Origin of the sequence: Pseudoalteromonas sp. T1lg88 (assembly GCF_002964765.1) — a bacterium.
Taxonomy (GTDB): domain Bacteria; phylum Pseudomonadota; class Gammaproteobacteria; order Enterobacterales; family Alteromonadaceae; genus Pseudoalteromonas.
This window is the reverse complement of sequence record NZ_PQCF01000007.1, coordinates 103,773-119,388: the sequence shown is the minus strand read 5'-3', so window position 1 is coordinate 119,388 and position 15,616 is coordinate 103,773. Positions and strand designations below refer to the sequence as shown.

Here is a 15,616-nt window from a genome sequence, read left to right as displayed (position 1 = left end):
CGCCAGGGATGGCGGTAGTAGAGCAATGCAGGAGCACATTGTCGAAAGGCCGATAATGGAGCACCAATATCCCTTTGTCGTTGTAGGTCGGGGTTCACCCCGACAATAGAGCATCATTCTTTCTTTGTCGGCGCAGAGCACCGACCTAGATTACAAATAGCGGGAATTCCAAAACGGGTATTGTCCAAGGTTGGAAGCCAGGTGTTTACGTAGCGGGTTTGCGGCAATATAGCGAGCAATTTGCAACCTGTCATCTTCGGCCCTTAATTGGCGTTCAAAGTAGCCGGGTTGCCACACCTTACCTTTACGCGCTAAAAGCGTGTTGATGTCGGCCGCGGTGGCTCCCTTTAAACGTCCCACCGCCTCGTGCAGATTATCCTTCCTTAAACGTAATAGACCATGGAAATGATCTGGCATCAGCACCCAAGTCAGCCAAGTGCAGCGACAAACAAGCTCATGTTGGTGCAAATGCCAGCAGAATAATGTTGCCAGTTCAAAGCGTTGAAAAAATGGAATGCGTTGGTAACAAGTAAAAGTGATGAAGTATTCACCATTAGCCTGACTAAAACGTCCTTTTCGTAAATCATTTAAGCTCATGTCCAGATCCTTGGAAGGCTAAAATTTGATTATAGTTTAGATTCCTAAGTTAGGTATTTTGCACCGATAAAGGGAAAGATTGGTGATCCATTGTCGGCCTGAAAGGCCGACCTACAACCCTTGCGGCAAAGCCTGACCTACAACGACAATTCAACATGTGGGCATTTTTGTCGGGGTAAAGCCCGACCTACAACGACAAAGGCTGGCCTACAAAAGATGCGTTCTTAATACCAAGTTTGATATACTTGCGCCAATTTTGGCTTAGCACCTTAGATTGTCGATAAACACCATGCTAGACATCATCTTATTTCAACCGGAAATTCCACCCAATACCGGCAACATTATTCGCCTCTGCGCCAATACCGGGTATCGCCTGCATTTAATCGAGCCGCTGGGCTTTGAATGGGATGACAAACGTATTAAACGCGCCGGTTTGGATTACCATGAATTTTCTCAGGTGCAGCGCCATGCTGATTTACAAAGCTATATAGACTCACAGCAACCGAAGCGGATCTTTGCCTGCACCACCAAGGGCAAAAAATACCACCACGAGGTGAACTATCAGGCCGGCGATGCCCTGCTCTTTGGCCCTGAAACCCGAGGCTTACCGGATGACATTATTGCCGCTCTACCAGAGCAGCAGCGCGTGCGCATCCCCATGCAGGCCAATAGCCGCAGCATGAATCTGTCCAACGCGGTCGCGGTGTTTGTGTTTGAATCCTGGCGCCAGCTCGATTTCGCCGGTGCCGTTTAACTCTTCCAATAGGTACTAATTTATGACCCCAACTCCAGAACTTATCACCCGCCTGGTGGCGCAAGCACTTGCGGAAGATTTAGACGGACAAAGCGCCCTTGAGGGCGATATCACCGCGCAACTTATCCCCGCCGAGCAACAGGCCGATGCCAAGGTGATCACCCGCGAAGCTGGTGTATTCTGTGGTAAAGACCTGGTAATCGAAGTATTTCAACAGGTTGACCCAAGTGTAGAGCTGACCTTTTATATCGCCGACGGCGAACAAATGAGTTCGGATCAGCTTCTATTCACCGCCAAAGGCAATGCCAGAGCCATACTTACCGCCGAGCGCACCGCTCTAAACTTTGTGCAAACGCTTAGTGCAACCGCAACCGCGGCTCACAGCTATGCCCAAGTACTGGCCGGTTCTAACACCGAAATCCTCGATACCCGTAAAACCATCCCAGGCTTGCGCGCATTGCAGAAGTACGCGGTTAAATGCGGTGGCGGGCGCAATCACCGTATCGGTCTGTTCGATGCCTTTCTAATTAAAGAAAACCATATCAGCGCTTGTGGTGGTATCAGCGCTGCGATAGCTCAAGCACGTAAAAACCACCCAGATAAAGCGGTGGAAGTGGAAGTTGAAAACCTCAGCGAATTGGAAGAAGCGCTGGCCGCAGGCAGCGATATCATTATGCTTGACAACTTTTCGCTGGACGATGTACGCACCGCGGTAGAGCGCACATCTGGCCGTGCCAAGCTGGAAGTGTCCGGGAATATCACCTTCGAAACTTTGCAACAATATGCTAACGTCGGCGTTGACTTTGTATCCAGCGGCGCCCTCACCAAGCATATCAAAGCTATTGATTTATCAATGCGTTTCTAAAATAGAACCAAGCAATTTGACGCCGATACAAATGTTACACAATGTTATAAAAAGGGCTACCCAAAATAAAATCACCGTGATAGCATCTAGTTTCAAAGAATGAGGTTTATAAAATAAAGTAATACTTTGTTATAAATCAATGAAACTGTAACATCGGCAGCGTACACTTTTAAAAAATGCGGGTTAAGTTCGTAGCTCCTTAAAATTAGGCTACAATTTAACCGAACATTAGCGGTGCCGGCATTTTTCGTGTTAATGACTTTTAAAATTATTTAAAGCTATTAACATTGAAAACCAACCGGCGCTAAACTAGATTAAAGCAGTAGCTCTGGTTACCTTAACTTTGCCCAAAAAATCCTTTAGGAGAGGAAAATGGAAAAAATGACTCACAACAAACAACAGGGTTTCACCCTAATCGAATTAATGATCGTAGTTGCGATCATCGGTATTCTTGCAGCGGTAGCGCTACCTGCGTATCAGGATTACACTGTTCGTGCTAAAGTAACAGATGGTTTATCTCTAGCTTCTGCTGCTAAAACAGCGGTAGCAGAAAATGCCATGAACGGTAACGCTCTAGACCAAGGTTGGACGCAACCTGACGCGACAAACAATGTAGCAAGTGTTGTACTCACTCCAGGTGATGGTACGATTACTATCACTTATACAGCATCAGCAGGTAATGGTACTATCACACTAGTTCCTACTGCGGGCGGTAATGCTTTAGTAAGTGGTACAGTACCAACAGGCTCTCTTTCTTGGGACTGTACTGGCGGTACATTAACAGCCAACTTCCGCCCTTCTAGCTGTCGTTAATAGCTTAGTGTCAGTAGCTTAGTGGCTACTGGCACTTTCACCCTTTGCACTAACGTCACTAGTTTACACCCCCAATTTAACCCTGTATTTTAATCTTTATTTAGTTGATGAGAGATTCTAATGAATCTTACTTCCCCTCTTGCAAGACGTCTTTCTAATTTAGGCCTATTTAAACCAGAAGAATTGCAAAGTGCGGTCCGAAGCGACGCAAGCTCTTTAAGTGAAGCCATTTGTAAGGTTTCACAATTATCACCAGAGCAACTCCAGGCGCGTGCTAGCCAAATTTTCCATGTTTCCCAATTTGATATATCGCAATTTGATATAGCTTCATTTCCGGATCAGCAATACCTTAATGAAAAGCTGATCAGAAAACATAAGCTTCTGCCTATCGCCGTGGAAGGGAAAAAGCTTTACTTAGCCACGGCAGATCCCACTGATTTTAGCGCCTTTGAAGATTATGAATTTAATACTGGCATGCAAACCGAAGCCGTTGTTGTTAGGTACGATTACCTAGATAAAGCCATAGACTCACTTTTCGACAGCAGTTCCAGTCTAGGCCTGAGCAAAGATGATATGGAAGAGCTCGAAGGCGTCGAATCTGATGAGAGCAATAACAAAAAAAGCCTGACTACGGATGTAAACAGTAAGGAAGACGATGCCCCCATTATCGTCTATATCAACAAGATATTAATGGATGCCATTAAGCGCGGCGCCTCGGACTTACACTTTGAACCCTATGAAAAGCGCTACCGTATTCGCTTTCGCGTCGATGGTGTGCTTCATGAAATCGCCTCACCACCGGTCAACCTGGAAAGCCGTATTGCTGCCCGTATTAAGGTAATGTCTCATATGGACTTGGCGGAAAAGCGTAAGCCTCAGGATGGACGCATTAAGCTAAAAATTAGCGCGAAAAAAAGCATCGACTTCCGGGTCAGTACCCTACCCACCCTGTGGGGTGAAAAAATCGTAATGCGTATTCTTGATAGCTCAAGCGCTATGCTAGGCATCGATGTATTGGGTTACGAAGCTGAGCAAAAGAAATTATATTTAGATGCCCTAGCCCAACCCCAGGGTATGATATTGGTGACCGGCCCCACCGGCTCGGGTAAAACCGTATCTCTGTATACCGGCTTAAATATACTCAATACCGCAGAGCGCAATATTTCAACCGCCGAAGACCCGGTAGAAATCAACTTGGAAGGTATTAATCAGGTGCAGATTAATATGCGTGCGGATATGACCTTCGCAAATGCTTTACGTGCCTTTTTACGTCAAGACCCGGATGTGGTCATGGTGGGTGAGATACGAGACTTAGAAACCGCTGAAATCGCTATTAAAGCGGCACAAACCGGACACCTGGTGCTTTCTACCCTGCATACCAACTCTGCGCCGGAGACCCTGACTCGTTTAATGAATATGGGTGTGCCCTCTTATAATATCGCCAGCTCGGTCAGTTTGATTATCGCCCAGCGTCTGGCACGACGTCTATGTAATCACTGTAAAGAGCCAGAACAATTACCCCAGGAAGAGCTTATCAAGCAAGGCTTCACTTATGAGCAATTGGCTGAGCTCACTATTTTCAAGGCTAAAGGCTGTGATGAATGCACCGAAGGTTATAAAGGCCGGGTGGGTATTTACGAGGTCATGCCCATTACTCCGAAAATAGCGGAAATTATTATGCGTGGTGGCAACTCCCTAGAAATTGCCCAGGTCGCAACCCAAGAAGGCGTTAATAACCTTCGCGCCTCAGGCCTAAAGAAGGTGGCCCAGGGGGTAACCAGCTTGGTAGAAATAAACCGTGTTACCAATGCGTAGATAACAAATTTAAACCTTAATGCTCTACACTAAAGTAAGCGAAACGTAATCATCGTGTTACTATTGATGTAGTACAACAGGATTGTGGATAGAATAATGGCAAAACAACTAAAAAGTCAGATGGACACCTTCCAATGGGTAGGGGTTAGCTCCCGAGGTAAAAAGCTTGAGGGTGAACTAAACAGTACTAGCGTTGCACTAGTCAAAGCGCAACTGCGTAAGCAGGGCATCACCCCCTCGAAGGTAAAGCGCAAGCCCAAGTCCCTCTTCGGCAACGGTCAAAAAAGGATTAAGCCAGGAGATATAGCCGTTTTAACACGACAGTTAGCCACCATGCTCTTGGCGGGCGTATCACTCGTTCAGGCCATAGATATGATTGCCGATGGCTCGGAAAACCCCAGTATTAAGAGTTTGCTTAACAATATAGGCGAAGAAGTTAAAGCAGGTCATCCACTTAGTTCTGCGCTGCGTAAACATCCAAAGTATTTTGATGATCTCTATTGTGACCTAGTAGCGTCTGGTGAGCAATCCGGTGCCCTTGATCGAATTTTTGACCGTATCGCCCTTTATAAAGAAAAAGCAGAGGCACTTAAGTCCAAAATCAAAAAGGCACTTTTTTATCCCATCGCCGTTATAATTGTCGCTATTATAGTAACGTCCATTCTATTGATATTTGTGGTGCCTCAATTTGAAGAGATATTCACTAGCTTCGGAGCCGAGCTCCCGCCATTCACTCGATTTGTGATTAGTATCTCGGAGTTTATGCAGGCCTATTGGTGGATAATATTATTAGTATTGGGTATCTGTGGTTATATATTTGCTCAAGCCCGCATGCGCAATAAAGACTTTAGCGATAAGGTCGATGCCTATATTTTAAAAATCCCCGTTATCGGCATGATTTTGAATAAGGCGGCGGTGGCGCGTTATGCTCGTACTTTATCGACCACCTTCGCCGCAGGTGTGCCCCTAGTTGATGCCTTAGACTCTGCCGCGGGTGCCTCAGGTAACGCCGTATACCGCGACGCCATATTGGAAATTAAAGCGGAAGTGAGCTCGGGTAACCCAATGAACTGGGCCATGCGCAACTCCAATATCTTCCCGGATATGGTCATTCAAATGGTGGCCATAGGTGAAGAATCAGGTGCATTAGACGATATGCTTGCCAAGGTGGCTACCATCTATGAGCAGGAAGTAGACGATGCGGTTGATGGCCTTTCCAGCCTTCTTGAGCCCATGATTATGGCCGTGCTGGGCGTACTAGTAGGTGGCTTAATCATTGCCATGTATCTACCCATATTCCAACTAGGTTCCGTAATCTAAATGTTTTCAGAAGTACAAAGCTTAATGCAGGCACAGCCGTGGTTTTTTTATACCACGGCTTTTTTCGTGTCCCTAGCCATTGGCAGTTTTTTAAATGTAGTTATCTATCGCCTGCCGAAAATGATGCAAACCCAGTGGCAGGGCGAATGTCGACTTTTATTGGCGGATGAATTAGCGCAGAGCGATGCGCAGGAGCCCCAAGGTACCTTTAACCTGATCACTCCTAGTTCTACCTGCCCAAAATGTAAGAGCAAGATAAAGCCCTGGCAGAATATTCCCGTACTGAGTTGGCTTTTGCTCGGCGGTAAATGTGCCAATTGCAAAAACCCGATTTCGGTGCGTTATCCGGCCATTGAACTAATTACAGCAATGTTAGGTACAGTGGTTGCCTGGCAACTGGGTGCCAGCGAACTGGCACTCTTATACATTGCCGTAACCTGGTGTTTAGTGGCCCTGACCTTTATCGATATCGATCATATGCTACTGCCGGATCAAATTACCCTGCCGCTACTCTGGTTAGCGCTTTTGGCCAGCGTTTTAGGCATCACCATCCCCCCAGGCGAGGCAATTATAGGTGCCGCTGCCGGCTATTTAAGCCTGTGGAGCGTTTATTGGCTGTTTAAGCTGGTAACCGGCAAGGAAGGCATGGGATATGGCGACTTTAAGCTAATGGCAGTATTTGGCGCCTTGCTTGGCTGGCAAGCCCTGCCCATGATTATCCTGCTTTCCAGTGTGGTTGGGGCTGTGCTCGGCATTATCCTGCTGACAATTCAAGGACGGGATAAGGCTACCCCTATTCCCTTTGGCCCTTATATTGCCATCGCCGGCTGGATAGCCATGCTCTGGGGTGAGCAAATACAGGCAAGCTATATGAGTATGCTTCTTGGCTAACACACACCCTTGGGTCTTGGGTTTAACCGGTGGCATTGGTAGCGGTAAGTCCAGTGCCAGCAAGTTTTTTGCCGAGCTCGGCATCGAGGTTATCGATGCCGACTTAGTTGCCCGCCAGGTTGTTGAGCCCGGAAGCCCGGCCTTAAATGCCATAGTTAAGCGCCACGGGGAAAGCATACTCGATACCAATGGCGCCCTCGACAGATCTAAGCTAAGAGAAATAGTTTTTAGCGATAATAGCGAAAAACTCTGGCTTAATAACCTGCTTCATCCGCTTATCCGCACCGAGATGCTCGACCAATTGGCAAGAGCGCAAAGCCCCTATGTGATTTTAGAAGCGCCGCTGCTGTTTGAAAACGGACTGGAAAAATACTGTCAGCGCACATTATTGATTGATGTGCAATTAGAGCTACAATTAACGCGCACCTGCGAACGTGATAAACTGACATTGGACGCGGCACGAGCTATAGTTGCCGCGCAAATGAGCCGTAGCAATAAAGTGAAAAAAGCCGATGATATTATTAGTAATTCCGGCACATTAGCTGCACTTAAAAGCAAGGTGCAAGGCTACCATTACAGTTATTTAAAGCGAGTTAAGTTGCATTCTTGTGCAGATAAGCAACAATAACCATATAACCTGTAATAGCTTAGTTTGTCTAAGCTTATTATAATTACATCTAGCTTGCGTTATATCGGTATTTTATGAACATCAACTCTCCTCTGATCCGAAAGTTTATAACCTTGGGTCGCCTTGATAATGACAAGGTCAGGCTTGAGCAGGACCGTTGTCGCAGCGCCGCCGAACTGATTGTGCGCTGCAGCAATATGAGTCAAAACGAGCTATTAAGTCAGTGTGTCGAACTCTTTCGTGTCCCCTATTTTGATCTCAGTCAGTTTGATGAACAAAGCATAGATACAAACCTGCTAAAAGAGCGCTTGATCCGCCGTCACCACGTGCTGCCGCTGGCGAAAAAGGGCAACAGACTTATGTTGGCGGTGTCCGACCCCACGGATTACGGCGCACTTGAAAACTACGAGTTCAGTACCGGTTTGCAATGTGATGTGGTGCTTTGCGATTATCAGCATATAGATAAGCTTATTGAAAGCCTTTTCGATGCCACCCATGCCTTAAAAATCTCCGAGCAGGACGTTAAGGAACTGGGCCAAATTCAACATGATGACGGCCATGTGGCCGATGATCATGAAACCAGTGACGACGATGCCCCCATTATTGTCTATATCAATAAAATCCTCCGCGATGCCATTCATCGCGAGGCATCCGATTTACATTTTGAGCCCTATGATGGTGAATACCGTATTCGCTTTCGTATCGATGGCGTCTTGCATGAGATGGCCCACCCGCCGTTTAATTTAGCAAACCGCCTCGCCGCTCGTATTAAGGTGATGGCCAAGCTGGATATTTCCGAAAAGCGTAAGCCTCAGGACGGGCGTATTAAAATGAGCCTGTCACAGCATAGGAAAATCGACTTCCGTGTCAGCACCTTGCCGACATTGTGGGGTGAGAAAATCGTTATGCGTATTCTCGATGGCTCCACTACCCTGCTCGGCATAGACGTGTTGGGCTATGAGCCAGAGCAGAAGCTCCTCTATTTAGACGCATTAGCCCAACCTCAGGGCATGATACTGGTCACCGGCCCTACCGGCTCGGGTAAAACCGTGTCCTTGTATACCGGCCTCAGTATCTTAAATACCGCCGAGCGCAATATTTCCACCGCCGAAGATCCGGTGGAAATTAACGTTAAGGGTATTAACCAGGTACAGATTAACCCCAAGGCTGACCTTACCTTTGCCAACGCCCTGCGCGCCTTCCTGCGTCAGGACCCGGATGTGGTCATGGTAGGTGAGATACGTGACCTGGAAACCGCGGAAATCGCCATTAAGGCGTCACAAACAGGCCACTTGGTACTTTCTACCTTGCATACCAATTCAGCGCCGGAAACCATTACCCGACTGCTGAACATGGGCGTACCCGCCTATAACGTTGCCAGCTCGGTGACCTTGGTAATAGCACAGCGCCTGGCCAGAAAACTTTGCAAGCACTGCAAAGTACCTGAGCAGTTACCTGTGGACGAGCTACTAAAGCAAGGCTACAGCGAAGCCGAAGCCGCTAACTTGACCCTGTATAGGGCCGTTGGCTGCGATGAATGCACCGAAGGTTATAAAGGTCGTATCGGCCTTTATGAAATGTTACCGATTAGTCCGAAGATCTCTCAGGCAGTTATGAATGGCGCCACCTCTATAGAGATCGCCGCCATAGCCAAACAAGATGGCTTCACCACCCTAAGAGGCGCGGGCCTGCGTAAAGCGGCGGCTGGCATTACCTCTCTCACCGAGATCAACCGGGTTACCCTGATGTAGCCCGAGTTGAGGGTATATAACTTTCAATTAGCGTCCTGCTTAGATACACTTGCCCGCATCTAAGAAAATGCGGAGCGAGTGTAGATGCCTGCGAAAGTAAACTGCCCTACCTGTGAGCAAGGCGTTGAGTGGGGCCCCCAAAGCCCTTACCGACCATTTTGCAGCAAACGCTGCCAGCTTATTGATTTAGGCGAATGGTCATCGGAATCAAATAGTATTTCCACGCCCCTGAGCAATGAGCCGCAAGGCGCAGATGCCAGTGCCTTTATCGAAGAAATTGAGGCCATGCTGGCAAAAAGCGAAGATAGCTTTTTTAAAGATTAGTGTAGGTCGGTGCTCTGCGCCGACAAGATGCCAATAATGCCTTTTGTCGGGCGGAGCGACAATGTGCCCCTGCATTGCTCTCTTGTCAGGCTAAAGCCTGACCTACATGTATGGCGGCAAACCCCGACCTACATTTCAGATTTAATTTTTACCAGATCAAAGTCTGCTAATTCGGGGACCAGCTTTTGCAGCTTGGACTCTGTAGTATCAAGCATATTCAAGCAGTTGCAGTACTCTTCCGATTTCAGTGCCAACTGCTCGGCTTTCTTTTGCAGGGATTTGTCGATTTCTGCGGTAATAATTTCCATCCGGGTGCCCACATCACTGATGCGTTCCTCAATATTCCCCTCACGGGATTCGAGGGCATCTCCGAGTGCTATCAACATGGCTCCCAGCGATCCCTGAATTGCGGTATGAATCTTTTTCGATACTTCCTCAGCAAAGAAGTCATCAAGCTTAGAGAGGGACTGAGGGGCGATATAAAAGAAATCATCGCCTCGTTTGAATTTATTGCGCAGCGCCTGCTCCACATACTGGAGTTGCGCCTTAAGCACTTCGGGCTCTTTATCGGAAAGGCCTGTGACCACATTCTCAATGGCGCTCAGGCTGATATTGACCCCATCGGTAGCCAACTCCACCAATTCGGGAACGGTATCGCGGATCATTTGATTGTATTGCTCAAGAATTTCCGTTTCCTTGGCATCGAGTTCAATCCACTGACCTCGCACCAGCAGCTGATTGCCTTGGTTAATCTGCACCCGGGTTTGATTATTATCAACAATGCGAATGGTGTCCTGAGTGATGATCAGGCCATGGGTCAGCTCTACATCACAGTGCCCACGTGCCGCGCTGTGCTCGTCTGACACCTGTGCACTCACATCCATGGATGCCATTATTAACCCAACCGTAAACCCTAAAAAGCGCAGCTTCATAACAACCCTCGACTCAACTGCGGCACAGATTATCAAACGGCGGCTCATAAGCAAACAGCTAAATTTATGTACTAGGGACAGGTGAGCGCTTTAATTTCTCAAACTATGACGGTGGACACTCACATCTTGTTGATGCAAACGATACAGGGGCGCCGCGGGCTTGCGACGCTGGCAACAAAATACATAACTGCCCAGTTGGCACTTGGCTTCTTTTATCGCATCGGCAGCCAGAGCGGCAACCTGATGGCCGTTATGGCAGCAATTGATATCAGGGGAGACCAAACCAACGGCTAAAGACAGTAAAGGGATAAACTGACGCCTTCCCTGCCTGTCGCAACTCCAATAGCCTTTGGCCTTGATATGCTCGGTGCTGAAATAACCCGCGATCAGGCGATCAAAATCAGCGATAACCGCAGCACATATAGCCTGCGCCTTAGGGTCGTCGAAGACAACCATAAAGTCATCGCCACCTATATGACCAACAAAACAGGGTACTGTCTGAGTATGGCGACGAATAAGCTCGGCCACCAGCTTGATCACCCCATCGCCATTGTCATAACCATAGAGGTCGTTAAAGGGCTTAAAATGGTTGAGGTCAAAATAAGCCAGGGTAAAGGAGCTGCCTGTATGCAGACGCTGCTCAATGGCTTCATTGATGGCAATATTACCGGGCAACATGGTCAGCGGATTGGCATGTTGGGCATGACGCACCTTTTCCTCAGTTATATGCTTGAGGATAATTCTCAGTGGCACCACTCCCAGGTATTGCTGCTCGCGAGTGACAATGATATGACGACGAATATCAAGGTCGCCCTCGGTGATCTGATGACTGACGCTATCCAAGGTATCATTTTCATCAACCACAAGAAGCGAGCGTTCCATTACCGCACTGATAGCTTGCCTATCATAAAATGCATGCCCAGCGGGAGTCGAAAACAGCTCATTAAGCCGCTCTTTATAAAGCAGACCCACGGGGCGACGCTCGCTGTCTAACACCACCACACAAGAAGCATTATTGTCCTCGGCAAATACTTTTTGCGCCTCACTGCAGCTGGTCTGCTGGCACAACGCCTGTTTGGCCTGCGCTAAGTAACCTATATTTAAACCCTGCTCACGGCGAGCTGGGCCCGCTCTCCATGTCGATTCAGGCATATGATGATGCCGATAGTGACACTCGGGTTGTGCGCTTGGGCAGGCCAGCAAGTAGCCCTGAACATTGTCTATGCCCAGCCTGGTCAGCAGTTGAAATTCCTCAAAGCGCTCTATTCCTTCGGCGATCAATTGAGTATTGGTGGCCTTAGCCAAGTCGATAATGGATTTTAAGAACTCCCGTTTGACCGGGCTAAAATCACAATGGTCGATAAAATACCTGTCTATTTTGACTAGCTCGGGGCGTATTTCAGACCATTGCTTTAATCCGGAGTAGCCAGCCCCCAAATCATCAATGGCGATTTGAAAACCAAGCTCGCGATAATGCTCCACCGCTATTCGTAATAGCCTAGCATCCTCGACCTTATCCTGCTCGGTGAGCTCAATAACCACCTGCTCAGGTCCCAGGCTATATTTACGTAACAAGTGTAGCGTTTGCCCCTTTGGGTGGGCGGGATCAAGCAAAGTATTAGGGCTGACATTTAAAAACAGCTTACCTGTAAGTCCCAGCTTGGCAAAGGTGGCAATGGCCGTCTCGCGGCATAATAATTCTAATTCGGAGAGCCGACGCGCCTGTTGCGCACATTGAAACAACACGGCCGGAGCGTGCAAAGGACTGCCTTCAGGGCCTCGGCTCAAGGCCTCATAGCCAATTATTTGCTGGTGCGTAACATCGAAAATAGGCTGAAATAAGGTTGTGATCGACCGCTGCCGCAATATCAAGGTTAATTCTGCTATCAAGTCCGTATTCACCGGCCTACTACACTAAAAGCACAAACGGTGGCGCAGGGTATCACTTGAATATGACAAGTATATGAAAAGGTTTATTTTTCTCCTTTTTGATTTAAGTGTGGGTTAGTGCTCTCTTGTCGCTCTGAGAGGCTGACCTACAGGCGAAAAAAAATGCCGCTGAAAAGCGGCATTTTCTCTATATCGCACTACAATCGCAAGAAAGGCGATTAAGGCATGGCATCTAAGTCCGCACCTTCTTTTTCCACCTCTACCGGGATCAAATCCTCTTTACTTACACCCAGCGCCACGGCTACCGAGCTGGCAACGTACACTGAAGAGTAAGTACCGATGAACACACCAAATAGCAATGCCGTAGCAAAGCCGTGAATGGTCTGTCCACCCCATACGAACAAGGCAATCAATACCAAGATGGTGGTGATTGAGGTTACCAAGGTACGGTTCAGAGTTTGCGTCAATGAAATATCGATGATCTCTAAGGTGTCATCAGTACGCACTTTACGGAAGTTCTCACGAATACGGTCGGATACAACTATGGTATCGTTGAGTGAGTAACCTATTACCGCCAAGATTGCCGCTAAGATGGTTAAGTCAAACTCAAGACCGAGTAATGAGAACAAGCCCATGGTTAACACCACATCGTGGAAAAGCGCGAATACCGCACCCAGTGCGAAGCGCCACTCAAAGCGCATCGCCACATAAAGCAGGATACAGATAAGCGCGGTTAACATGGCCAAACCGCCCTGCTCTTTAAGGTCTTCCCCCACACTCGGGCCAACAAACTCGATACGACGCATTTGCGCATCGGCATCCGCTTGTTTCATTGCCGTCATCACCTGGTTACCAATCACCTCGGCCTTTACGCCTTCACCCTGAGGTGGCAAGCGCACCAAGACGTCTTTACTGGAGCCAAATAGCTGTACCGAGGCTTCGGCAAAGCCATTTTCGGCAAGTACTTTACGCACATTGCTTAGATCCGCCGGTTGTGAAAAACCTACCTCAACGGCGGTACCGCCGGTGAAATCCAAACCAAAGTTAAGGCCTTTAACGAAAAACGACGCGACAGAAGCAAAGATCAGCAAGATGGAGAAACCCATTGCCAATTTGCGTGCTTTCATAAATGGCAAGGTGCCTTTTACTTTTAATAATTGCATGCTTAGTTGCTCCTATATCGACAGCTTTTCAATGCGTTTGCCGCCAACGATCAGGTTGATCACCGCACGGGTACCGACAATGGCTGTAAACATTGATGTCAAAATACCAATGGCTAGAGTTACCGCGAAGCCGGCAATCGGACCTGTACCCACTGCAAACAGAATAACCGCGGCAATCAGGGTGGTAATATTGGCATCAAATATGGTGCTAAAGGCGCTGTCGTAACCGAAGTGAATCGCCTGCTGTGGGCTGCGGCCATCGGCCAGTTCTTCACGGATACGCTCGAAAATAAGTACGTTGGCATCAACCGCCATACCTACTGTCAGTACGATACCGGCAATACCAGGTAACGTCAGAGCGGCGCCAGGGATCATCGACATAACACCGACAATCATAATCAGGTTGGCAGCAAGCGCCAGGTTGGCAACCATGCCGAAACCCTTGTAGTACAGCAACATAAAGGCAAGCACAAAGGCAAAACCAAGCACAACCGCTGTCATACCCGCTTCGATGTTTTCCTGACCCAGGCTTGGACCCACAGTACGCTCTTCAACGATTTGAATCGGTGCAACCAGGGCACCAGCGCGAAGCAGCAAGCTTAGGTTATGAGCTTCAGCCGGGCTATCAAGACCGGTAATACGGAAGCTGCGGTTTAAACGCGCCTGGATGGTAGCCACGTTGATAACCTCTTCCACCTTGATCGGCGGCAGGGCTTTACCATTGGCATCCACTTCACCGGATGGCTTGTACTCAATAAATACCGTGGCCATAGGTTTGCCAATAGCGCGTTTAGTAAAGGCATCCATCTTGGCGCCGCCTTTGGAATCAAGCGAGATGTTTACCTGCGGACGCTGGTATTCATCCAGGCTCGATTGTGCACCGGTAATATGGCTCCCTTCTAAGATCACGCGCTTTTTAAGCACTACGGGACGACCCGTACGATCCATGATGATCTCTGTGCCCGGCGGCACACGACCCTGCATGGCAAGGCCTGGATCGGCATCTTGATCCACTTCGCGGAACTCAAGGGTAGCCGTAGCACCCAGGATTTCTTTGGCGCGCGCCGTGTCTTGTACGCCCGGAAGCTGGACAATAATGCGCTCAGCACCTTGGCGTTGTACGTTTGGCTCGGCCACACCGATTTGGTTAATACGGTTACGAATAATGGTTTCGTTTTGCTTGATGGCGTAATCGCGCAGCTCTTTGATACGCAGCTCGCTCATGGTTACCACAAAACCGCTGTCGTTGTTGCTATCGTCGCTAAACATATAGCCCTGATAACGGCCTTGCAGGAATTTCTCCGCCGCGCCTTTATCTTCTTCGCTGCGCATAACTACCTGCACCGAGTCGCTGCCAGCAACACGACGAATGGTACGATAACGTAACTTTTCTTCACGTAAATCCGAGCGGAAGTCCTGTTCCATCTGGTTCAGTGCATTGTCCATTGCGGTCACCATGTCAACTTCCATGGTGAAATGCACACCACCACTTAAGTCAAGACCCAGCTTCATTGGATTACCACCAATCGACTTCAACCACTCGGGCTGTGCCGGCGCCATATTAATGGCTGAGATGTAGTCTTCACTTAAGTTGTCGCGCAAGATGTCCTGAGCTTTTAGTTGTTCTTCTACGTTCTTAAAGCGAACCAGGATCTGCCCGTCTTCGAGCTTGCTCGATTTGGATTCAATTTTATTTTCGCTAAGGATGGTATTTACCGTATCTAGTGCGCTTAGGTCTGCGTCGGCACCTTTGGCGCCCGTTACCTGAATGGCAGGGTCGCGACCATAGATGTTAGGGGTGGCATATAGCACCCCTACCGCAAGCACTAAAAGCACGAGTAAATACTTCCATAAAGGATACTTATTTAACACG

At 48.2% G+C, this 15,616-nt stretch carries 14 protein-coding genes; 9 read left to right on the top strand and 5 right to left on the bottom strand.

Going from position 1 to position 15,616, the window contains the following annotated elements:
• Window positions 1-150: 150 nt before the first annotated feature.
• Window positions 151-597 carry an REP-associated tyrosine transposase gene (locus C2M34_RS04550; protein ID WP_105200154.1) on the bottom strand — a complete coding sequence of 149 codons (447 nt, stop codon included), beginning with the start codon at window positions 595-597 and terminating at the stop codon, window positions 151-153.
• Between the two features lie 289 nt (window positions 598-886).
• Here C2M34_RS04550 and trmL point away from each other — a divergent pair, with 289 nt between their 5' ends.
• From trmL to yacG, 9 genes are all read left to right on the top strand, one after another.
• A complete protein-coding gene (gene trmL, locus C2M34_RS04545) occupies window positions 887-1,351 on the top strand; it encodes a tRNA (uridine(34)/cytosine(34)/5-carboxymethylaminomethyluridine(34)-2'-O)-methyltransferase TrmL (protein WP_105200153.1) in 465 nt (154 codons plus the stop codon).
• Window positions 1,352-1,373: 22 nt separating this feature from the next.
• Window positions 1,374-2,216, top strand: coding sequence for a carboxylating nicotinate-nucleotide diphosphorylase (gene nadC, locus C2M34_RS04540; RefSeq protein ID WP_105258172.1), 843 nt, complete (start codon window positions 1,374-1,376; stop codon window positions 2,214-2,216).
• 372 nt (window positions 2,217-2,588) lie between these two features.
• A complete protein-coding gene (locus C2M34_RS15990; RefSeq protein WP_199878771.1) occupies window positions 2,589-3,029 on the top strand; it encodes a pilin in 441 nt (146 codons plus the stop codon).
• 120 nt (window positions 3,030-3,149) lie between these two features.
• Window positions 3,150-4,844, top strand: coding sequence for a type IV-A pilus assembly ATPase PilB (gene pilB, locus C2M34_RS04530; protein WP_105258171.1), 1,695 nt, complete (start codon window positions 3,150-3,152; stop codon window positions 4,842-4,844).
• Between the two features lie 96 nt (window positions 4,845-4,940).
• A complete protein-coding gene (locus tag C2M34_RS04525; RefSeq protein ID WP_105258170.1) occupies window positions 4,941-6,164 on the top strand; it encodes a type II secretion system F family protein in 1,224 nt (407 codons plus the stop codon).
• Complete coding sequence (locus C2M34_RS04520) at window positions 6,165-7,055, top strand: prepilin peptidase (RefSeq protein WP_199878770.1); 891 nt, start codon at window positions 6,165-6,167, stop codon at window positions 7,053-7,055.
• The gene (gene coaE, locus C2M34_RS04515) at window positions 7,048-7,683 is read left to right on the top strand and encodes a dephospho-CoA kinase (protein ID WP_105258169.1); all 636 of its coding nucleotides are present in this window, start codon (window positions 7,048-7,050) and stop codon (window positions 7,681-7,683) included. Before C2M34_RS04520 ends, coaE begins: the two co-directional genes overlap by 8 nt.
• Window positions 7,684-7,757: 74 nt before the next feature.
• The gene (gene pilB / locus C2M34_RS04510; protein ID WP_105258168.1) at window positions 7,758-9,434 is read left to right on the top strand and encodes a type IV-A pilus assembly ATPase PilB; all 1,677 of its coding nucleotides are present in this window, start codon (window positions 7,758-7,760) and stop codon (window positions 9,432-9,434) included.
• Between the two features lie 84 nt (window positions 9,435-9,518).
• Complete coding sequence (gene yacG, locus C2M34_RS04505; RefSeq protein WP_105258167.1) at window positions 9,519-9,758, top strand: DNA gyrase inhibitor YacG; 240 nt, start codon at window positions 9,519-9,521, stop codon at window positions 9,756-9,758.
• Window positions 9,759-9,886: 128 nt separating this feature from the next.
• Here yacG and C2M34_RS04500 read toward each other — a convergent pair whose 3' ends face one another.
• The 4 genes from C2M34_RS04500 to secD form a co-directional block, all read right to left on the bottom strand.
• Window positions 9,887-10,651 carry a YggN family protein gene (locus tag C2M34_RS04500; RefSeq protein WP_105258234.1) on the bottom strand — a complete coding sequence of 255 codons (765 nt, stop codon included), beginning with the start codon at window positions 10,649-10,651 and terminating at the stop codon, window positions 9,887-9,889.
• 129 nt (window positions 10,652-10,780) lie between these two features.
• A complete protein-coding gene (locus C2M34_RS04495) occupies window positions 10,781-12,580 on the bottom strand; it encodes a bifunctional diguanylate cyclase/phosphodiesterase (protein ID WP_105258233.1) in 1,800 nt (599 codons plus the stop codon).
• A gap of 218 nt (window positions 12,581-12,798) precedes the next feature.
• On the bottom strand, window positions 12,799-13,743 hold the full coding sequence (gene secF / locus C2M34_RS04490) for a protein translocase subunit SecF (protein WP_105200144.1): 945 nt from the start codon (window positions 13,741-13,743) through the stop codon (window positions 12,799-12,801).
• Between the two features lie 12 nt (window positions 13,744-13,755).
• Complete coding sequence (gene secD, locus C2M34_RS04485) at window positions 13,756-15,615, bottom strand: protein translocase subunit SecD (protein WP_105200143.1); 1,860 nt, start codon at window positions 15,613-15,615, stop codon at window positions 13,756-13,758.
• Window position 15,616 lies beyond the last annotated feature (1 nt).